This window comes from Streptomyces globosus (genome assembly GCF_003325375.1).
In the GTDB taxonomy this organism is placed as follows: Bacteria; Actinomycetota; Actinomycetes; order Streptomycetales; family Streptomycetaceae; genus Streptomyces; species Streptomyces globosus_A.
The window spans coordinates 1,048,931-1,068,476 of the sequence record NZ_CP030862.1; the positions used below are offsets into that span (position 1 = coordinate 1,048,931).

Sequence of the window (19,546 nt, forward strand, 5' to 3'; positions counted from 1 at the left end):
CCGGCCCCCGGCCTCAGGCCGCCGTGCCGCCCGGACCGCGGAAGGTGCGGCGGAAGGCGTTCGGCGTCGTGCCGAGGGTCCGCAGGAAGTGGTGGCGCAGTGCGGCCGCGCTGCCGAAGCCGCAGCGGCCCGCGATGGCGTCCACCGTGTCGTCCGTGGCTTCCAGAAGCTCCTGCGCCAGCAGCACGCGCTGCCGCAGCACCCACTGGTAGGGGGTCGTCCCCGTCTCCTGCAGGAAGCGGCGCGCGAAGGTCCGCGGGGACATCCGGGCCCGCTCCGCGAGCTGCTCGACGGTGATCTCCTCGGCCAGGTGGCCTGCCATCCACGCGATCACCCCGCCGACCGCGTCGCCGGACGCACGGGGCAGCGGGCGGCGGATGTACTGGGCCTGGCCGCCGTCCCGGTGCGGCGGCACCACCATCCGCCGGGCCACCACCCCCGCCGCCTCCGCGCCGTGCTCCTGCCGCAGCAGGTGCAGGCAGGCGTCGATCCCCGAGGCCGTGCCCGCGGCGGTCACCACCGGGCCCTCGTCCACGTACAGCACGCCGGGGTCGACGACGGCCCGCGGGAAGCGACGCGCCAGGGTCTCGGCGTGCATCCAGTGCGTCGTGCAGCGCCGGCCGTCGAGCAGCCCGGCCGCGCCCAGCACGAAGGCGCCGCTGCACACGCTGAGTACCCGCGCCCCGCGGTCCACGGCCCGGCGCAGGGCCGCCAGCAGCGGCTCCGGGTACGTGCGCGCGGCGGCGCCGCGGTCGGCCGGGACGCAGACCAGGTCCGCCTCGTCCAGGCGCTCCACCCCGTGTGGGGCGACCACGTCGAAGTGCCCGTCGCCGGCGGGGGTGCGGCGGTCGCCCACCGCGCAGACCGCGAAGTCGAACGCCGGCAGCCCCTCCGCACTGCGGTCGATGCCGAACACCTCGCAGAAGATGCCCAGCTCGAAGGGGGCTACCCCGGGCATCAGCGCCACAGCCACGTTCTTCAGCACGACCACAGTCTGGCAGGAACCCAGGCGTACGTGGATCTCCTGCCATGCGGTCTGCTCGGAAACGCCGGATCGGCCGGCCGCTGCGCGAGGCAGCCGCCGGCCGATCCGGAGGTGGTGCGGGAGCGGCCGCGGCGGGCCGCAGCCGTCAGAAGTCCTCGTCCAGGTCGACGGTGCCCTCGACCGCGACCTGGTACGCCGACGGGCGGCGCTCGAAGAAGTTCGTCAGCTCCTGCACGCCCTGGAGCTCCATGAACGAGAACGGGTTCTGCGAGCCGTACACCGGCGGGAAGCCGAGGCGCACCAGGCGCTGGTCGGCGACGCACTCCAGGTACTCGCGCATCGACTCGGTGTTCATGCCGGGCAGGCCGTCGCCGCACAGGTCGCGGCCGAACTGGAGCTCCGCCTCGACGGCTTCCTTCAGCATGTCCGTGACCTGCTGCCGCAGCGCGTCGTCGAAGAGCTCCGGCTCCTCCTTGCGGACCGTGTCCACGACCTCGAACGCGAAGTTCATGTGCATGGTCTCGTCGCGGAAGACCCAGTTCGTGCCGGTCGCCAGGCCGTGCAGCAGGCCGCGCGAGCGGAACCAGTACACGTACGCGAAGGCGCCGTAGAAGAACAGGCCCTCGATGCACGCGGCGAAGCAGATCAGGTTCAGCAGGAAGCGGCGGCGGTCGGCCTGCGTCTCCAGCCGGTCGATCTTCTCGACCGAGTCCATCCACTTGAAGCAGAACTGCGCCTTCTCGCGGATGGAGGGGATGTTCTCCACCGCCGCGAAGGCGGCCGCGCGGTCGTCGGGATCGGGCAGGTAGGTGTCGAGCAGCGTCAGGTAGAACTGGACGTGCACGGCCTCCTCGAACAGCTGGCGCGACAGGTACAGGCGCGCCTCCGGGGAGTTGATGTGCTTGTACAGCGTCAGGACCAGGTTGTTCGCCACGATCGAGTCGCCCGTCGCGAAGAACGCGACCAGGCGGCCGATCATGTGCTGCTCGGCGGGCGTCAGCTTCGCCAGGTCGGCCACGTCCGAGTGGAGGTCGACCTCCTCCACCGTCCACGTGTTCTTGATCGCGTCCCGGTAGCGCTCGTAGAAGTCCGGGTAGCGCATCGGGCGGAGCGTCAGCTCGAAGCCGGGGTCGAGCAGGTTCTTGTCGGTCATAGCAGTCGGCGCGCGCGGCGCCGTCCTCCAGGAGTGGTGGTCGGGTGGCGGGAGCGGGTTACTGGCAGGCTTCGCAGGACTCGGGGTTCTCCAGCGAGCAGGCCAGCGCGTCGGCGTCCACGGCCTGCGGCAGCGGGGTCGCGGCGGCCGGGACGGCGGCGCCCGACGCGGCCCGGGCGATCTTCGTCGCCGGACGCGACCGCAGGTAGTAGGTCGTCTTCAGACCCTGCTTCCAGGCGTACGCGTACATCGACGACAGCTTGCCGATGGTCGGCGTCTCCATGAACAGGTTCAGCGACTGCGACTGGTCCAGGTACGGGGTCCGGGCCGCCGCCATGTCGATCAGGCCGCGCTGCGGGATCTCCCACGCCGTCCGGTACAGCTCGCGGACGTCGGCCGGGATCCAGTTGAAGCCCTGAACCGAGCCGGACGAGTCGCGCAGCGCCTCGCGGGTCTGCGCGTCCCACACGCCGAGCTTCTTCAGGTCCTCCACCAGGTAGGCGTTGACCTGGAGGAACTCACCCGACAGCGTCTCGCGCTTGAACAGGTTCGACACCTGCGGCTCGATGCACTCGTACACGCCCGCGATCGAGGCGATCGTCGCCGTCGGCGCGATGGCCAGCAGCAGCGAGTTGCGCATGCCGGTCTCGGCGATCCGGGTGCGCAGCGCCTCCCAGCGCTCCGGCCAGGCCCGCTCGGTGCCGTAGTGGTCGGGGTGCAGCACACCCTGCGCGGTACGGGTCTCCGCCCACGCCGGGACGGGGCCGTGCTTCTCCGCGAGGTCCGCGGAGGCCTCGTACGCCGCGAGCATGATGCGCTCGGCAATCTTCGTGGACAGCGCCTTCGCCTCGGCGGAGTCGAAGGGCAGGCGCAGCTTGAAGAAGACGTCCTGCAGGCCCATCGCACCCAGGCCCACCGGGCGCCACTTGGCGTTGGAGCGGCCGGCCTGCTCCGTCGGGTAGAAGTTGATGTCCACCACGCGGTCGAGGAAGGTCACGGCCGTGCGGACGGTCTCGTCCAGGCGCTCCCAGTCCATCTCGCCGGTCTCGGCGAGCACGAACGCGCCGAGGTTGACCGAGCCGAGGTTGCAGACGGCGGTCTCGCCGTCGTTGGTGACCTCGATGATCTCGGTGCACAGGTTGGAGGAGTGGACGACCGTGCCGGGGAGCGCGGTCTGGTTCGCGGTCCGGTTGGAGGCGTCCTTGAACGTCATCCAGCCCTGGCCGGTCTGCGCGAGGGTGCGCATCATGCGGCCGTACAGCTCGCGGGCGGGCATGGTCTTCTTGGCGAGCCCGGCCTGCTCGGCCTTGGTGTAGGCGGCGTCGAACTCCTCGCCGTACAGGTCGACCAGCTCGGGGACGTCGGACGGGGAGAACAGCGACCACTCGCCGTCGGCGTTCACGCGGCGCATGAACTCGTCGGGGATCCAGTGCGCGAGGTTCAGGTTGTGCGTGCGGCGGGCGTCCTCGCCGGTGTTGTCGCGCAGCTCCAGGAACTCCTCGATGTCCGCGTGCCAGGTCTCCAGGTAGACGGCGGCGGCGCCCTTGCGGCGGCCGCCCTGGTTCACGGCGGCGACGGAGGCGTCGAGGGTCTTCAGGAACGGGACGATGCCGTTGGAGTGGCCGTTCGTGCCGCGGATCAGGGAGCCGCGGGCGCGGATGCGCGAGTACGACAGGCCGATGCCGCCGGCGTGCTTCGACAGGCGCGCCACCTGGTGGTAGCGGTCGTAGATCGAGTCGAGCTCGTCCAGCGGGGAGTCCAGCAGGTAGCAGGAGGACATCTGCGGGTGCCGGGTGCCGGAGTTGAAGAGGGTGGGCGACGACGGCAGGTAGTCCAGGCGGCTCATCAGCCGGTAGAGGGAGGCGACTTCCTCGACGGCGGCGGCGCTGTCGTCGGCGGCGAGGCCGCAGGCGACGCGCAGCATGAAGTGCTGCGGGGTCTCGATGACCTGGCGGGTGATCGGGTGGCGCAGCAGGTAGCGGCTGTGCAGGGTGCGCAGGCCGAAGAAGCCGAAGCGGTCGTCGGCGCCCTCGGCGAGGGTGTGCTCGACGAGCGCGTCGAGGCGGCTCGCGTGGAGGCGGACGAACTCGGCGGTGCGGTCGGCGATCAGGCCCTCGCGGTGGCCGACCTCGACGGACGCGGAGAAGGAGGTCGAGCCCTGGCTCGCGGCCTCCTCGGCGACGGCGACCGTCAGCAGCCGGGCGGCGAGCCGGGAGTACGCCGGGTCCTCCGAGATCAGGCCGGCGGCGGCCTCGGTGGCCAGCCCGCGCAGCTCGGCCTCGTCGGCGGCGGCGCTGCGGCCGCGGAGCGCGGCGGCGGCGACACGGCCGGGGTCGGTGTCGGGAAGGTCGGCGGTCAGCTCGGTGAGGGTGCGCAGCAGCGCGGCCCCGGGGCCCCCGGCCTCAGCTCCGTGGTCGGACGGGTCGGACTCGGCGCGCGGTGCGGAAGGCGCGATGGTCACGGGGGGAGCTCTCCCTCGCTCGGCTCCGGGGCACCGGCGGTGCGGGCGCGAGCGGGCGCGCGCGGGCAGGGCCCGGCAAGGGCGGCACCGCGCGTCGTCCGCAGGCCCTACCGCGAGGCCCGGACGTGGTCGGCACCCGGTTCGGTCGAGCCGGGCGCACTGTCGGCAGGTCGTCGGACTTCGGTGACACCGATGGGTGTACTTCATACCGTTGCGGGACAGTTCCGGATTCCCACCGGATTCCCCTGCGGCGACAGCGAGGATGAGCATACATGTGGTGGGCGCCCTCTGTGTGACCCCCTAGATGTTGTGTCCGCCTTCGCTGAGTGTGGTCCCACAGCTCCAGTCGGTAGGCGAGATCCGTGGGGCGCCCGCGGCCCCGGCTGTCGCAGTCCAGGCCGCCGCGTGTGCCGGACGCGGGCGGGTGACCGGCGCTATCGTCTGGGGGAAAAGCACCGTCGAGGAAGGCGAGCGAGGCGTGACCGTGATGACAGACCGGCCCCACCTGCTGTCCGACGAATTCGAGGCCCTGGCGCGCATAGGCGCCCGGGAGATCGAGGGGCTGCGGCTGGAATTCATCGACGGTGTCATCAGGAGCAAGGCCATGCCGGACGGGGACCACGGGCGCATCATCCAGTGGCTCACGCGGATCTGTATCCAGCACCAGCCCGAACTCTGGCTGCACCAGGGCGTTGGGATCAAGGCGCAGGAGTACCGGACGGGGCGCGCGATCCCGGACGCCGTACTGGCACACGAGGACGCTTTCGTAGGCCAGGGCGACTGGGCCGACCCCGAACCGATCCTGATGGCTGTCGAGGTGACGTCCTGGGATTCGGACACGCATCGCCGCGACCATGTTGAGAAGCCCCGCGCTTATGCGGAGACGGGCATCCCTGTCTACCTGCTCGTCGACAGGGCCAAGTGCGAGGTGTCCGTCTACAGCCAGCCGAACGGCCGCCGGTACGAGAGCGTTCACGTCGTGCCGTACGGATCGGACATCGCCCTGCCGGAGCCCGTCGGCATTGCCCTGGACACCGAGCCACTCAAGAACTGGGTGCGCTGAGGCCGTCGGCGGCGCAGGGCCCCGCCGGATGGCGGGGCCCTGGCCGTGCGCCGGTGCGGCAGCCCTCAGCAGCAGCGGAAGCCGCCCCGGGGGTCCCCCTCACGCGCGTCGGTGCGGGCGCGTTCGAAGGCGCGGCGGGTCATGACCTCGGCGTCCGGATCGTGGGAGCGGGCGTGCGCGACGTACCGGTCGTACGCCGCCTCGCCGGAGAACTCCCGTACGTAGTACCGCGCCTTCGCCAGGGCGCCGCGGACGCCGCCGCTCATGCCACCGGCTCCTTCACGCGGCCGCCGCCGGATTCCAGGCCGGCCGCGGCGAGTTCGGCCCGCTCCTCGCGCGTCGCGATGAGCCCGGCCGGTGCGATGATCTTCGACTCGGTCCACGGGACCTCCGAGAGCGTGGCCGACGCGGGGTCGCGGACGGCCTTGACGCAGGTCCGCAGCGCGTCCAGGAGCACGATCAGGATCAGCAGCGCGAACAGCGCCGACAGCACCCCGTCCACGGTGGCGTTGGTGACGATGGTGTGCATCTCGTCCATGTTCTTGGCGGGCTTCAGGACCTGCCCTGCCTCGATGCCCTCCTGGTACTTCTCGCGCTGGGCGAAGAAGCCGACCTTCACGTCGTCCGAGAAGATCTTCTGGTAGCTCGCGGTGAGGGTGACGGCCACGTCCCAGGCGAGCGGCACGCCGGTCACCCACGCCCACTTGAGCCGGCCGGACTTCACCAGCAGCGTCGTGCAGACAGCCAGGGCCACCGCGGCGAGCAGCTGGTTCGCGATGCCGAACAGCGGGAAGAGCTGGTTGATGCCGCCCAGCGGGTCCTTCACGCCGACCCACAGGAAGTACCCCCAGGCGCCGACGACGAGCGCACTGGCCAGCCACACGCCCGGCTTCCAGCTGACGTCCTTGAAGGACTTGTGCACGTTGCCGAGGGTGTCCTGGAGCATGAACCGGCCGACGCGGGTGCCGGCATCGAGCGTGGTCAGGATGAACAGCGCCTCGAACATGATGGCGAAGTGGTACCAGAACGCCTTCATGCCGACGCCGCCGACGACGGCCGAGAAGATCTCCGACATCCCGAGTGCGAACGTGGGCGCGCCGCCGGTGCGGGAGAGCAGGCTGCTCTCCTCGACGTCCTTCGCGGCCTGGGCGAGGTACTCGGGCGAGACGGCGAAGCCGAAGTCGGCGACGGCCTGGGAGGCGCTCTGGACGGTGGTGCCGACGACGCCGGCGGGGGAGTTGACCGCGAAGAACAGCCCGGGCTCGATGATCGTCGCGCAGATCATCGCCATGACGGCCACGAAGGACTCGGTCAGCATCGAGCCGTAGCCGATGACCCGGACCTGGGTCTCCTTCTGGATCATCTTCGGGGTGGTGCCGGAGGAGACCAGGGCGTGGAAGCCGGACAGGGCGCCGCAGGCGATCGTGATGAAGACGAACGGGAACATGGACCCCGCGAAGACGGGGCCGTCGCCGCGGGAGGCGAACTCCGTGACGGACGGCATCCGCAGGGTCGGCATGGCGATGACGACGCCCAGGGCGAGCATCGCGATCGTGCCGATCTTCATGAAGGTGGAGAGGTAGTCGCGGGGCGCGAGCAGCATCCACACCGGCAGGACGGAGGCGACGAAGCCGTACGCGACCATCCAGATGATCAGCGTCTCCTTCTCCAGGGTGAAGGTCGACGCCAGCGAGGACTCGGCGACCCAGCCGCCCGCGACGATCGCGAGCAGCAGCAGGGCGACGCCGATGACGGAGACCTCGGTGACCCGCCCGGGCCGCAGCACGCGCAGGTAGAAGCCCATGAAGAGGGCGATCGGGATGGTCATGCCGATGGAGAAGACGCCCCAGGGGGAGTGCGCGAGGGCGTTGACGATGACGAGCGCGAGCACCGCCAGCAGGATGATCATGATGGCGAACACGGCGACCAGGGCGGCGGCGCCGCCGACGGGGCCGATCTCGTCCCGGGCCATCTGCCCGAGCGAGCGCCCGTCGCGCCGGGTGGAGAAGAACAGCGTCACCATGTCCTGGACGGCGCCCGCGAAGATGACGCCGGCGACGATCCAGATGGTGCCGGGCAGGTATCCCATCTGCGCGGCGAGGACGGGGCCGACCAGCGGGCCGGCGCCGGCGACGGCGGCGAAGTGGTGGCCGAAGAGCACCCGGCGGTCGGTGGGGTGGAAGTCGACACCGTTGTCGAGGCGTTCGGCGGGGGTGGCCCGCGTCTTGTCGACCTTCAGCACGCGGTGCGCGATGAACCGCGCGTAGAAGCGGTAGCCGATCGCGTACGAGCCGAGCGCCGCGGCGAGCAGCCAGGCGGCGGAGACCTCCTCGCCGCGGGAGAGGGCGAGCACGGCCCAGCCGGCGGCCCCGGCGAGGGCCACGAGCACCCATACCGCGATCGACTTCGGGGTCATGCGGCCCGATGCGGAAGGCGAGCCCGGGCTCGCGCCCGGACCCGCCTCGGTGCGTGGTGTACCTGTTGCTTCCGGTTCCGGCATGATCCTCGTCCCCTCGTTGATCATCTGCGTGAGTGCAGGGAATCTACGGGGGCCGCCCGGTGTGCGTAAGCCCCCGTCCGCACAGCGGAACGAGAGTCAACTACGGATCAGACGGCGGGGCGCCGGAGTCGGGCGACGAACTTGTAACGATCTCCGCGGTAGACCGAGCGCACCCACTCCACGGGCTCGCCGTCGGCGTCCAGGGAGTGCCGGGAGAGCATCAGCATGGGCAGGCCGACGTCGGTGCCGAGCAGTCCGGCCTCGCGCGGGGTGGCCAGGGAGGTCTCGATGGTCTCCTCGGCCTCGGCGAGCCGGACCCCGTACACCTCGGCGAGGGCGGTGTAGAGGGAGCTGTACTTGGCCAGCGACCGGCGCAGGGCGGGGAAGCGCTTGGCGGACAGGTGGGTCGTCTCGATGGCCATGGGCTCGCCGCTGGCCAGGCGCAGCCGCTCGATGCGCAGCACGCGCCCGCCCGTGGTGATCTTCAGCAGGCCGGCGAGGGTGTCGTCGGCGGTGACGTAGCCGATGTCGAGGAGCTGGGAGGTGGGCTCCAGGCCCTGGGCGCGCATGTCCTCCGTGTAGGAGGAGAGTTGCAGGGGCTGGGAGACCTTGGGCTTGGCGACGAAGGTGCCCTTGCCCTGGATGCGCTCCAGCCGGCCCTCGACGACGAGTTCCTGGAGGGCCTGGCGGACGGTGGTCCGGGAGGTGTCGAACTCGGCGGCGAGCGTGCGCTCCGGGGGGACGGGCGTGCCGGGGGGCAGCGTTTCCGTCATGTCGAGCAAGTGCCTCTTGAGTCGGTAGTACTTGGGCACGCGCGCGGTGCGAGTGGCCGCCCCGCCCTCCGGCTCGGTGGTCGCCCCTTCGGTGGCCATCGCCGCCCGCCTTCCCGACTCCAGTTTCACTGCCGTCACCGGCTCCTCCGATATGTGCGGTCACATCGTGACACGGGTGGGAGGGCGGGCCTCCTCCCTCCCCCAGGTGTCGGTCCGGTAACGGGACCGGGCCCCCGATCATTAGACCCTTGACACCCCTAAAGGTCTAGGCCAAGCTCCGGTTACTGGTCTACACCAATATGGATCAGATCCCGGCCCAACGGGCAGTAATAGGTGCATGTCACCGCGGCGGGCAAGGGAAGTTGCAGGCAGCATCCCTGAGGAGGGTGGCGTGAAGCGCAAGCTCATCGCGGCGGTCGGTGTCGCGGGCATGATGGCCGGTGTCGCCGCGTGTGGCAACGGTGGCGACGACAAGGGCACGGCCGACGCGGGCGGCGCCAAGGAGATCACCGTCTGGGTGATGGACGGCTCCGCACCCAAGGCCTGGATCGACGAGGTCAACAAGGAGTTCTCGGCCAAGCACCCCGGTGTCACGGTCAAGGTCGAGGTCCAGGCGTGGAAGGGCATCCAGGAGAAGGTGACGACCGCCCTCTCCGAGAGCACCCCGCCGGACGTGCTGGAGCTCGGCAACACCCAGACCGCGGGCTACGCCGTCACCGGCGGCCTCGCGGACCTCACCAAGGACAAGGGCGGCCTCGGCGCCGACGCCTGGCCGAAGAGCATGCTGGAGTCCGCCGAGTACGAGGGCAAGCTGTACTCGGCCCCGTGGTACGCCGCCAACCGCGTCGTCGTCTACGACAAGAAGGCCTTCGAGAAGGCGGGCGTCACCCCGCCGAAGACCCGCGACGAGTGGATCGCCGGCCTGGACAAGCTGAAGGCCGCGGACCCGAACACGCAGCCCATCTACCTGCCCGGCCAGAGCTGGTACGTCCTGGCCGGCCTGATCTGGGACGAGGGCGGCGAGCTCGCCGTCAAGGACGGCGGCAAGTGGAAGGGCGGGCTCGGCACCCCGCAGGCCGCCTCCGCGATGGAGTTCTACAAGAAGCTGCAGTCCTACTCCACCGCCCCCAAGGACAAGGACGAGGCCACCCCGCAGCAGTCCACCGACGTCGTCCCCAAGGGCGGGGTCGCCTCCTGGATCGGCCTCGGCTGGGAGGCCGGCGGTGCCGAGAAGGCGCTGAAGGACGCGGGCAAGGAGGCCGACTTCGGCTACTTCCCGATCCCCGGCAAGACCGCCGACAAGCCCGGCACCGTCTTCCTGGGCGGCTCGAACCTCGCCGTCGCCGAGCGCTCCAAGAACAAGGAGCTCGCCAAGGAGTGGCTGGCCCTGGCCACCGGCAAGGACCAGATGACCAAGTACGCCGCCGAGGTCAAGGGCTCGCTGCTGCCGAACCAGGCCGCCGCCAACTTCACCCCGGCCCCGGGCTCCTTCGCCGAGGCCATGGGCAAGGCCGGCGTCAACGGCCGCATCACCCCGGTCACCCCGGGCTGGGCCAACGTCGAGACCGAGCCGAACCCGCTCAAGGAGTTCATGACGAAGGTCCTGAAGGGCGAGGACCCGGCCAAGGCGGGCGCCGAGGCCGACAAGGAGATCGCGAACCGCATCAACAAGTGACGCCCCGCAGCACCTGCTGCGGCGCCACACCCCGCCCGGGCCGCACGGCCCGCGCAGCACAGCAGTGAACGCACCCGGGGGTGCGGCAGGCGCCCCGGCGGCGCCCGCCGCGCCCCCGGGGCGCAGGGAGGGACGCAGGCGCGCCGCCCGCCCGCCGCCGACCGGGCGGGCCGCCCGCCGGTCGCCACGTCAACCGCGAGGAAAACAAGACATGACCGTGCACTCCCAGGGAGCGGCGACCGCTCCACAGGACGCACCCCGCGAGCCCGGAGGGCCGAAGGCGCCGCAGCCGCCGCAGCGGCCCGCGGGCGCCCCGGAGGCGGCCCCGGCTCCTCGCGGGCGCAGAGGGGCGCTCCCCTCGGGATGGCTGCCGTACCTCCTGGTCGCGCCGGCCGTGCTCAGCATGGCCGCCCTGCTCCTGTACCCGCTCGCCAAGAACGTGATCCTGTCGTTCCAGAAGGTCGACAAGATCGAGTTCATCCAGCGCAGGGCGCCGTTCCACGGCGTCGAGAACTACACCCAGCTGCTCGGCGACGCGCAGTTCTGGACCGTGGTCCTGCGCTCCTTCCTCTTCACCGCCGCCAACGTCGCCCTGATCATGGTGGTCGGCAGCCTCATCGGGCTGCTGCTGAACCGCCTCGGCACGTGGATGCGGCTCGTGCTGTCGATGGCCCTCGTCATGGCCTGGGCCATGCCGATCGTCGCCTCCGTGACCGTCTTCCAGTGGCTGTTCGACGAGCAGTTCGGCGTCATGAACTGGCTGATGCGCACGCTCGGCTTCTCCGGCTACGAGCAGCACAACTGGTTCGAGACCGGCCTGTCCACCCTGGTGATCGTCACCGTCCTGGTCGTCTGGGGCTCGGTCCCCTTCGTCGCGCTCAACATGTACGCGGGCCTGACCACGGTCGGCGGCGAGCTGTACGAGGCCGCCCGCATGGACGGCGCGAACGGCTGGCAGACCTTCTGGCAGGTCGTCTTCCCCAACCTCAAGCCGTTCTTCCTCGTCACCACCTTCCTTGAGGTCATCTGGGTCTTCAAGGCCTTCACCCAGGTGTACGCGATGAACCGCGGCGGCCCCGACCGCGCCTCCGAGACCCTGCCGGTCTTCGCGTTCGTCGAGGGCCAGAGCCAGGGCCACTACGCGCTGGCCGCGGCCATCTCCGTCCTGACGATCGTGATGCTCGTCGTCGTCATGTCCTTCTACTTCCGCCTGATCCTGAAGCAGGAGGAGGAGCAGTGAGCACCACCACCGCGCCGAAGTCCGCCCCCGCCGCCCCCCGGCGCCCGCGCCTGCGCACCCGGCGCCCGCTGCGCCCGGCGGCCGTCGTGAAGAACCTGGGCGCCCTGGCCCTGGCGGGGCTCTTCCTCTTCCCCGTCTACTGGATGTTCTCCTCGGCCTTCAAGCCGTCGGGGGAGATCCTCGCCAAGGACCCCGTCTTCTTCTTCACGCCGACGCTGGAGAACTTCACCAAGGCCACCGGGGTCGAGTTTTTCTGGACGTACGTCGGCAACAGCCTGCTCGTCACCGTCGGCGCCGTGCTGCTGGCCCTGCTCGTCGCGCTCGCCGCGAGCTTCGCCATCGCCCGCATGCGCTTCGCCGGCCGCAAGGGGCTCGTCCTCGGCGTGATGATGGCGCAGATGGCCCCCTGGGAGGTCATGGTCATCGCCATGTACATGATTGCCCGGGACGCCGAGATGCTGAACAGCCTCGGCCTGCTCACCGCGATCTACTTCGTCATGGTGCTGCCCTTCACCATCTGGACGCTGCGCGGCTTTATCGCCGCCGTCCCGGTGACCCTGGAGGAGGCCGCCCAGATCGACGGCTGCACCCGCGGCCAGGCCTTCCGCAAGGTGATCTTCCCGCTGCTCGCCCCCGGCCTGATGTCGACCTCGCTCTTCGGCTTCATCACCGCCTGGAACGAGTTCGCCATGGTCTTGATCCTCAACAAGGACAAGGCGGCACAGACCCTGCCGCTGTGGCTGACCCAGTTCCAGACGGCCTTCGGCAACGACTGGGGCGCCACCATGGCCGCGTCCTCGCTCTTCGCGGTCCCCGTCCTGGTCATCTTCGTCTTCCTCCAGCGCAAGGCCGTCGGCGGCATGACCGCCGGCGCCGTGAAGGGATAAACGCCATGACTGTCCTTGCGCACGGCACCGCGGCCCCCGGCGGGCAGGACGACGCCCTGGCCCGCGACGCGCTCGCCGTCCTCCAGCCCGGCTTCGAGGGCACCACCGCCCCCGCCTGGCTGCTGCGCCGCCTCTCCGAGGGCCTGGTCTCGGTCGGCCTCTTCGGCCGCAACATCGCCTCGCCCGGGCAGCTCGCGGCGCTCACCGCGCAGCTGCGCGCCGAGCGGGACGACGTCCTCGTCGCCATCGACGAGGAGGGCGGCGACGTCACCCGGCTGGAGGTCCGCGGTGGCTCCTCCTTCCCCGGCAACCTGGCCCTCGGCGCCGTCGACGACACCGGCCTGACCCGGGAGGTCGCCCGCGAGCTGGGCCGCCGGCTCGCCGAGTGCGGCGTCAACTTCAACTGGGCCCCCTCGGCGGACGTCAACTCCAACCCCGACAACCCGGTCATCGGCGTCCGCTCCTTCGGCGCCGACACCGACCTCGCGGCCCGGCACACCGCCGCCTACGTCGAGGGCCTCCAGGCCACCGGCGTGGTCGCCTGCACCAAGCACTTCCCGGGCCACGGCGACACCAACGTCGACTCCCACCACGCGCTGCCGCGCATCGACGCCGACCTCGACACCCTCGCAGCCCGCGAGCTCGTCCCCTTCCGGGCCGCCATCGAGGCCGGCACCAAGGCCGTGATGAGCGCCCACATCCTCGTACCGGCCCTTGACCCGACCCGGCCGGCCACGCTCAGCCCGCAGATCCTGACCGGCCTGCTGCGCAAGGAGCTCGGCTACGAGGGCCTCATCGTCACCGACGGCATGGAGATGAACGCCATCGCCGGGACGTACGGCATCGAGCGCGGCTCCGTCCTCGCCCTCGCGGCCGGCGCGGACGCGATCTGCGTCGGCGGCGGGCTCGCCGACGAGGCCACCGTGCTGCGGCTGCGCGACACCCTCGTCGCGGCCGTGCGCGAGGGGACGCTGCCCGAGGAGCGGCTCGCGGACGCCGCCGCCCGGGTCCGGGCCCTGGCCGGGTGGACGGCCTCCGCCCGGGCCGCGGCCGGCGCGGTGCCGGGCGCGCCGCAGGGGGGCGCGCCCGGCATCGGCCTGGAGGCGGCCCGCCGCGCGGTCACCGTCTCCGGCACCCCCGCCCCGCTCACGGCCCCGTACGTGGCCACCCTCGCGCCCGTCGCGAACATCGCGGTGGGCCACGAGACGCCGTGGGGCCTGGCCGGCGAGCTGGCCGAGCTGCTCCCGGGCACCGCCTCGGGCGTCTTCCCCGAGGGGGCCTCGGCCGAGGACGTCCTCGCCGCGGCCGGAGGCCGCACGGTCGTCGCCGTGGTCCGCGACGCGCACCGCCACGCGTGGATGGCCGAGGTCCTGGACCGGCTCGTCGCCGTCCGGCCCGACACGGTCGTCGTCGAGATGGGCCTGCCCCGGGCCGAGCCCCGCGGGGCGCTGTACATCGCCACGCACGGCGCCGCGCGCGTGTGCGGGCGGGCCGCCGCGGAGGTCATCGCGGGCGGCTGAGCGCCCGTCCCCGGTCCGTCGGCGCGTGGGGTGCCGGCGGCCCGGGCGGCGGCACGGAGACACCGAAGGCCGGGCCCTGTGGAGGGGGCCCGGCCTTCGGCCTGCGGCGGGTTGCGGCGCCCCCGCCGCGAAGGGGGGCGCCGCAGACGGTTACAGGCCCTGCCAGGAGGGCTTGTTCGCGTACGTGTGGCGGAAGTAGTCCGCCAGCTTCAGCTTCGAGGCGGCGGCCTCGTCCACGACGACGGTGGCGTGCCGGTGCAGCTGCAGCGCGGAGGCCGGCACCAGTGCGGACAGCGGACCCTCGACGGTCTGCGCGACGGCCTCGGCCTTGCCCTCGCCGGTGGCGAGCAGCACCAGGTGGCGGGCGTCGAGGATGGTGCCGATACCCTGGGTGATCACGTGGTGCGGGACCTGCTCCAGGTCGCCGTCGAAGAAGCGCGCGTTGTCGACGCGGGTCTGCTGGGTCAGCGTCTTGATGCGGGTGCGCGAGGCGAGCGAGGAGCACGGCTCGTTGAAGCCGATGTGACCGTCGGTGCCGATGCCCAGCAGCTGGAGGTCCACGCCGCCGGCCTCGGCGAGGGCGCGGTCGTAGCCCTCGCAGGCGGCCGGGAGGTCCTCGGCGGAGCCGTCGGGGCCCATGAAGGAGGCCTCGGGCAGGCCGAGGGGTTCGACGACCTCGCGGAGCACGGTGGCGCGGTAGGACTCGGGGTGCCCGGCGGGCAGGCCGACGTACTCGTCGAGCTGGCAGACGCGGGCCCGGGACGCGTCCACCTCGCCGGCCCTCACCTTGCGCGCGAGGGCCTCGTACACGGGCAGCGGGGTGGAGCCGGTCGCCACGCCCAGCAGGGCGTCGGGCTTGCGGCGGAGCAGGGCGGCCATGGCCTCCGCGATGAGCTCGCCGCCTGCCTTGGCGTCCGGGACGATGACAACTTCCACGCGTGGCCTGCCGATCTGGAGTGATGGGTGGTATAGACCAATCTAACAGAGTCGGGACGGCGCGGGCCGGGAAATCCGGCCTTCTTCCATGGTCGTCCCGATCCGCGGACACGGCCTGCGGGCAGGGGCGGGTACGGGGGAGGCGCCGGCGCGGCGGCAGTGCGCGGAGGCGCGGCCGCGGAGCGGAACGGGAGTGCGCCTCGGGAGTGCGCCGGGAGCGGCCGAAGGGCCGGCAAGCCGTACGCGGAGAAGGAGAGAAGGGCCCCGGGATTCCTCTGGGCCACGGTGCCGGGGCGGGACCCTCAACCCGCCCGGCACCGTAGCCCGGAGTACTTACGGCCGACGGGTGTGCGGTTCCCGAAGGCCGTTGGGAGGCTGCCTGCGCGGTCAGGGCAGAGCGCGCGGCCCACCTCGATCCGTCCTCCTGTGCGGGGAGGGCGGAAGCTTACGTCAATTGTGGACTAGACCATTCTGTTCTGTCCATCCAATGTCGGGGTTGGGAAACCCGTCACTTCCTCCAACCCTACGCGGAGTACGCCCCTCCTGGATACTCCCCGGTAGTCGCCGTGGGGAAAGTCATGGCCCGAGGCCGGGGTACGCTCGCCACGTGCCCTCCATGAACGACCTCGTACGCCACCACACCGCGCTCGGCGAGACCGACCTGGAGTGGCTGCACCTCCTGGTCTCGGAGTGGCAGCTGCTCTCCGACCTCTCCTTCGCCGACCTGGTGCTGTGGGTGCCGACCCTGGACGGCACCCGGTACGTCTCCGTCGCGCAGATGCGCCCCAACACGGGCCCGACCTCCTACCAGGACGACATGGTCGGCCACCTGGTGCCGCGCGGCCGCAGGCCCCTGCTGGACGCCGCCCTCGACGAGGGCCGCATCGTGCGCGAGGGCGACCCGGAGTGGCGCGAGGAGGTCCCGGTCCGCGTCGAGTCGATCCCGGTGCGCCGCGAGGGCCGCGTACTCGGAGTGATCGCCCGCAACACCAACCTGCTCACCGTCCGTACACCGAGCCGGCTGGAGCTGACCTACCTCCAGTCCGCCTCGGACCTGGCGCAGATGATCGCGGCGGGCACCTTCCCGTTCCCCGGCCAGCAGGTCGACATGGACGCCTCGCCGCGCGTCGGGGACGGCCTGATGCGGCTCGACGCCGACGGCGTCGTGACGTACGCCTCGCCCAACGCCCTGTCCGCGTACCACCGGCTGGGCCTGGCCTCCGACCTGGTCGGCCAGCACCTCGGCACGACCACCGCCGAACTCGCCCCCTCCCGCGGCCCGGTGGACGAGGCACTCGCCAAGCTCGCCAGCGGCTGGGCCCCCCGCGAGACCGAGGTCGAGGGCAACGGCGGAGTGATCCAGCTCCGCGCGATCCCGCTGAAGCCGAAGGGCACCCGGATCGGCTCCCTCGTCCTCTGCCGGGACGTGACCGAGCTGCGCCGTCGCGAACGCGAACTGATCACCAAGGACGCGACCATCCGGGAGATCCACCACCGGGTGAAGAACAACCTCCAGACCGTGGCCGCGCTCCTGCGGCTGCAGGCCCGGCGGATGGATTCGGAGAGCGGCCGCGAAGCCCTCAACGAGGCCGTGCGGCGCGTCGGCTCGATCGCGATCGTGCACGAGACGCTCTCGCAGAACCTGGACGAGCGCGTGGAGTTCGACGAGATCGCCGACCGGGTGATCGCGATGGTCGCGGAGATCTCGCCGGGCAAGGTGGACTGCCGGCGCGTGGGGCGGTTCGGGATCCTGGACGCCGAGGTCGCCACCCCGTTGTCGATGGTGCTGACCGAGGTCCTGCAGAACGCGCTGGAGCACGCCTTCACCCAGGGGGAGGGCGGCACCGTGGAGGTGACCGCGGCGCGCAGCGGCACCGGACGGGCGGACGGGCGGCTGCTGATCACGGTGCTGGACGACGGCTCCGGGCTCCCGCAGGGCTTCGACCCGAAGAGCGCCGGCAACCTCGGCCTGCAGATCGTCCGGACGCTGGTGGAGGGCGAGCTCGGCGGCACCTTCGACATGGTCCGGGCCGAGCCGCGCGGCACCAGGGTCGTCCTGGACGTGCCCGTCAGCCCCCAGAAGTGACGACGGCTCCGTCACCGGGGGTGACGGAGCCGTGGCGGCGGCCTCGGGGCGGAGGGTGACCGTACGTAGTGCCCGGACAGCACTGAGCCCCGGGCGGGACCGTCCAGCGGTGGCTGGGGGAGGTCCCGTTCCGGGGCTGAGAGCACGGTGCTGAGCGCTGTCGGTGGTGCTGCGCGCTGCAGCTCGAGGCTCGAAAGTCGATGTCAGGCGCTGGCGTTGCGCGCCCGGTTGCGAGCGGCGCGGCGCTTCATGGCGCGGCGCTCGTCCTCGCTGAGACCGCCCCAGACGCCGGAGTCCTGACCGGACTCGAGCGCCCACTGCAGGCACTGCTCCATGACGGGGCAGCGGCGGCAGACGGCCTTGGCTTCCTCGATCTGCAGCAGCGCAGGACCGGTGTTGCCGATGGGGAAGAAGAGTTCCGGGTCTTCCTCGCGGCAAACGGCGTTGTGACGCCAGTCCATGGCTGCTCCATCTCCTTGTATTGCGGGCACGTTGCTTGTGAATGTGAACGCTTTCACGAATCCCCCCGGAGGGAAGGGCGACCACCCGGCTTGCTCAGAGGTGGGCCGGAGACTCGTGGAAGGGGTTCTGGCGGTCTGTTGGAGTGCCGGGTCTTGCGGGCCGTCCCGATCGCCATGAAGAGATTCGCAAACCTCGGACGGGGATACAACCCCTTCCGGAAAGTTTTTTTTGATTCATCGGTGTCTACTAGGTCACAGCCCTACATCTTGAGGGTGGACTGGCGCGTAAACGTTCGAGTGAAAGGACTTTGGGGCCTTCCACTCACACAATCACACGCAGTGCACGGCGTACGCCTGTGAACTGAACGCTGGTGCGCAAGCCGAGGTGGTCTCCGTCCATCTGGAACGGAAGGGGAACCTTGGAATGCAAGGTGAACGCCGTCAGATCGTGCAGGGACACGGCGTGCTTGCCCTGCGGGCCGCGCTCAGGAGTCGAGGTCAGGAGCTGTGTGGCGTACCGCGCGACGGCCGAAGTTGACAAACGGCTGAGGGCCAGTACGTCAAGTGCGGTGTCGAACGACGCCTCCGGGGAGGCGTACAGGGGCCGGTTCCCCAGGTACGTCCAGGGGGAGGTGTTGCAGACTATCGACAGCACCAGGCCGTGCACGGGATCCGCGCCCGGACGCTCCAGCGTCACCGTCCCGCGCCGGCGGTTGGGCTCCTCCCAGAACTGCCGCAGGAGCTGCCGCACGTAGAGGGCGTGCGTCGACCGCTTGCCGCGCTCGCGCTGCTGTTCGACCCGCCCCACGACGCCCGCGTCGAAGCCGAAGCCCGCGCAGAAGGTGAACCAGCGCGCCGGGACCGACTCGTCCTCCGTGCCCGGGACGCCTGCCGCGAAGCCCAGGCCGACCGTCCGCTCGCGGCGCTCGCGCAGGGCGTCCAGCAGGGCGCCCGTCGCCTCGACCGCGTCGTTCGGCAGCCCGAGCGCCCGGGCGAACACGTTCGTCGACCCGCCGGGAACCACCGCCAGCCGGGGCAGCGCGTCCGGGTCGGGCCCGTCGTGGAGGATCCCGTTGACCACCTCGTTGACGGTGCCGTCGCCGCCGAGGGCCACCACCAGGTCGACGCCGTTCTCCGCCGCCCGCCGCCCGAGGTCCCGGGCGTGCCCCCGGTACTCCGTCGTCACCGCCTCCAGCTTCATCTCGCTGGCCAGGGCGTGGATCAGGACGTCGCGCGTGCGCGCACTGGTGGTCGTCGCTGCTGGGTTGGCCACGAGGAGTGCACGCATGGACGCCAGCCTACCGACCCGTCCACACGCGGCCCATACGGCCCGTCCCCTCCCGGGGGCCGGGCGCGCGGCTACCCTGCTGGGGTGAGTACCAAGCCCACCCCCGCCACCGACCGGCCCGCCGCCCCGCTGCCCGGCCGGCTCACCGCCGCCGCCGCGCTCACCGCGCTCGAAGGCCTGGCGCTCGCCGGGCTCGGCGTCTACCTGCTCTTCGTCGGCGTCGCCGGCGACGTCGACTCCGCGCAGCAGGCGGAGACCGGCGGGCTCACCCTGATCGCCCTGGCGGCGCTGCCGCTGGCCGCCGCCCGCGGACTGCGCCTGGGCCGCCGCTGGAGCCGCGGACCCGCCCTGATCACCCAGCTGATGGCGCTGCCCGTCGCCTGGACCCTCCACACCACGGGCGGCGCGATGACAGCCGCCGCGGCGGCGCTGGCCGCGGCCGCCGTCGCGGTCGTCGCCCTGCTGGTGAACCCGACCGCCACCAGGGCGCTCGGCATCGGCGAAGCGCCGCAGTAGCC

The 19,546-nt window shown here is 71.5% G+C and carries 16 protein-coding genes and 1 riboswitch; of the genes, 7 read left to right on the top strand and 9 right to left on the bottom strand.

The window, feature by feature from the left end; translation table 11 throughout:
• Nucleotides 1-13: 13 nt before the first annotated feature.
• From C0216_RS05030 to C0216_RS05040, 3 genes are all read right to left on the bottom strand, one after another.
• Nucleotides 14-985: a helix-turn-helix domain-containing protein gene (locus tag C0216_RS05030; RefSeq protein WP_114058462.1), complete on the bottom strand. Its 972-nt coding sequence runs from the start codon at nucleotides 983-985 to the stop codon at nucleotides 14-16.
• Between the two features lie 145 nt (nucleotides 986-1,130).
• On the bottom strand, nucleotides 1,131-2,138 hold the full coding sequence (locus C0216_RS05035) for a ribonucleotide-diphosphate reductase subunit beta (RefSeq protein ID WP_114054091.1): 1,008 nt from the start codon (nucleotides 2,136-2,138) through the stop codon (nucleotides 1,131-1,133).
• Nucleotides 2,139-2,196: 58 nt separating this feature from the next.
• Nucleotides 2,197-4,599: a ribonucleoside-diphosphate reductase subunit alpha gene (locus C0216_RS05040; RefSeq protein ID WP_114054092.1), complete on the bottom strand. Its 2,403-nt coding sequence runs from the start codon at nucleotides 4,597-4,599 to the stop codon at nucleotides 2,197-2,199.
• A 147-nt stretch (nucleotides 4,600-4,746) separates the two neighbouring features.
• A riboswitch (cobalamin riboswitch) is annotated at nucleotides 4,747-4,869 on the bottom strand.
• 208 nt (nucleotides 4,870-5,077) lie between these two features.
• On the opposite strand from C0216_RS05040, the gene C0216_RS05045 reads away from it, so the two are divergent.
• Nucleotides 5,078-5,662, top strand: coding sequence for a Uma2 family endonuclease (locus C0216_RS05045; RefSeq protein WP_114054093.1), 585 nt, complete (start codon nucleotides 5,078-5,080; stop codon nucleotides 5,660-5,662).
• Nucleotides 5,663-5,727: 65 nt separating this feature from the next.
• Here the strand turns inward: C0216_RS05045 and C0216_RS05050 are convergent, their stop codons facing one another.
• The 3 genes from C0216_RS05050 to C0216_RS05060 all read right to left on the bottom strand — a co-directional run bounded on the left by C0216_RS05050 (nucleotide 5,728) and on the right by C0216_RS05060 (nucleotide 9,034).
• Entirely contained in the window at nucleotides 5,728-5,928 is a 201-nt protein-coding gene (locus C0216_RS05050; RefSeq protein ID WP_114054094.1) for a YbdD/YjiX family protein, read from the bottom strand.
• Nucleotides 5,925-8,078 (bottom strand): carbon starvation CstA family protein, encoded by a 2,154-nt coding sequence (locus tag C0216_RS05055; RefSeq protein ID WP_114054095.1) that lies wholly within the window; start codon nucleotides 8,076-8,078, stop codon nucleotides 5,925-5,927. Before C0216_RS05055 ends, C0216_RS05050 begins: the two co-directional genes overlap by 4 nt.
• 191 nt (nucleotides 8,079-8,269) lie before the next feature.
• Nucleotides 8,270-9,034, bottom strand: a complete 765-nt coding sequence (locus C0216_RS05060) for a GntR family transcriptional regulator (protein ID WP_114054096.1) — start codon at nucleotides 9,032-9,034, stop codon at nucleotides 8,270-8,272.
• Nucleotides 9,035-9,326: 292 nt separating this feature from the next.
• Here C0216_RS05060 and C0216_RS05065 point away from each other — a divergent pair, with 292 nt between their 5' ends.
• From C0216_RS05065 to C0216_RS05080, 4 genes are all read left to right on the top strand, one after another.
• Nucleotides 9,327-10,610, top strand: a complete 1,284-nt coding sequence (locus tag C0216_RS05065; RefSeq protein ID WP_114054097.1) for an extracellular solute-binding protein — start codon at nucleotides 9,327-9,329, stop codon at nucleotides 10,608-10,610.
• 211 nt (nucleotides 10,611-10,821) lie between these two features.
• Entirely contained in the window at nucleotides 10,822-11,850 is a 1,029-nt protein-coding gene (locus tag C0216_RS05070; protein ID WP_114054098.1) for a carbohydrate ABC transporter permease, read from the top strand.
• 68 nt (nucleotides 11,851-11,918) lie between these two features.
• Nucleotides 11,919-12,737, top strand: a complete 819-nt coding sequence (locus C0216_RS05075; RefSeq protein ID WP_246042777.1) for a carbohydrate ABC transporter permease — start codon at nucleotides 11,919-11,921, stop codon at nucleotides 12,735-12,737.
• Between the two features lie 5 nt (nucleotides 12,738-12,742).
• Complete coding sequence (locus C0216_RS05080; RefSeq protein WP_114054099.1) at nucleotides 12,743-14,257, top strand: glycoside hydrolase family 3 protein; 1,515 nt, start codon at nucleotides 12,743-12,745, stop codon at nucleotides 14,255-14,257.
• Nucleotides 14,258-14,407: 150 nt separating this feature from the next.
• On the opposite strand, the gene nagB is transcribed toward C0216_RS05080, so the two are convergent.
• The gene (gene nagB / locus C0216_RS05085; RefSeq protein ID WP_114054100.1) at nucleotides 14,408-15,193 is read right to left on the bottom strand and encodes a glucosamine-6-phosphate deaminase; all 786 of its coding nucleotides are present in this window, start codon (nucleotides 15,191-15,193) and stop codon (nucleotides 14,408-14,410) included.
• A gap of 616 nt (nucleotides 15,194-15,809) precedes the next feature.
• On the opposite strand from nagB, the gene C0216_RS05090 reads away from it, so the two are divergent.
• Nucleotides 15,810-17,279: a sensor histidine kinase gene (locus C0216_RS05090; protein ID WP_114058464.1), complete on the top strand. Its 1,470-nt coding sequence runs from the start codon at nucleotides 15,810-15,812 to the stop codon at nucleotides 17,277-17,279.
• Between the two features lie 203 nt (nucleotides 17,280-17,482).
• Here the strand turns inward: C0216_RS05090 and C0216_RS05095 are convergent, their stop codons facing one another.
• Both C0216_RS05095 and C0216_RS05100 read right to left on the bottom strand, forming a co-directional pair.
• Nucleotides 17,483-17,740 (bottom strand): WhiB family transcriptional regulator, encoded by a 258-nt coding sequence (locus tag C0216_RS05095; protein WP_003953983.1) that lies wholly within the window; start codon nucleotides 17,738-17,740, stop codon nucleotides 17,483-17,485.
• A 322-nt stretch (nucleotides 17,741-18,062) separates the two neighbouring features.
• The gene (locus tag C0216_RS05100; RefSeq protein WP_114054101.1) at nucleotides 18,063-19,028 is read right to left on the bottom strand and encodes a diacylglycerol/lipid kinase family protein; all 966 of its coding nucleotides are present in this window, start codon (nucleotides 19,026-19,028) and stop codon (nucleotides 18,063-18,065) included.
• Nucleotides 19,029-19,112: 84 nt separating this feature from the next.
• Here C0216_RS05100 and C0216_RS05105 point away from each other — a divergent pair, with 84 nt between their 5' ends.
• On the top strand, nucleotides 19,113-19,544 hold the full coding sequence (locus C0216_RS05105; protein ID WP_114054102.1) for a hypothetical protein: 432 nt from the start codon (nucleotides 19,113-19,115) through the stop codon (nucleotides 19,542-19,544).
• The last annotated feature ends 2 nt before the right edge of the window (nucleotides 19,545-19,546 follow it).

Excerpts from the sequence above, each read along its gene's own strand:
- C0216_RS05035 (WP_114054091.1), bottom strand. The coding sequence starts at position 2,138 with ATGACCGACAAGAACCTGCTCGACCCCGGCTTCGAGCTGACGCTCCGC.
- C0216_RS05050 (WP_114054094.1), bottom strand. The coding sequence starts at position 5,928 with ATGAGCGGCGGCGTCCGCGGCGCCCTGGCGAAGGCGCGGTACTACGTA.
- C0216_RS05055 (WP_114054095.1), bottom strand. The coding sequence starts at position 8,078 with ATGACCCCGAAGTCGATCGCGGTATGGGTGCTCGTGGCCCTCGCCGGG.
- C0216_RS05060 (WP_114054096.1), bottom strand. The coding sequence starts at position 9,034 with ATGGCCACCGAAGGGGCGACCACCGAGCCGGAGGGCGGGGCGGCCACT.
- C0216_RS05070 (WP_114054098.1), top strand. The coding sequence starts at position 10,822 with ATGACCGTGCACTCCCAGGGAGCGGCGACCGCTCCACAGGACGCACCC.
- C0216_RS05080 (WP_114054099.1), top strand. The coding sequence starts at position 12,743 with ATGACTGTCCTTGCGCACGGCACCGCGGCCCCCGGCGGGCAGGACGAC.
- C0216_RS05090 (WP_114058464.1), top strand. The coding sequence starts at position 15,810 with ATGAACGACCTCGTACGCCACCACACCGCGCTCGGCGAGACCGACCTG.
- C0216_RS05095 (WP_003953983.1), bottom strand. The coding sequence starts at position 17,740 with ATGGACTGGCGTCACAACGCCGTTTGCCGCGAGGAAGACCCGGAACTC.
- C0216_RS05100 (WP_114054101.1), bottom strand. The coding sequence starts at position 19,028 with ATGCGTGCACTCCTCGTGGCCAACCCAGCAGCGACGACCACCAGTGCG.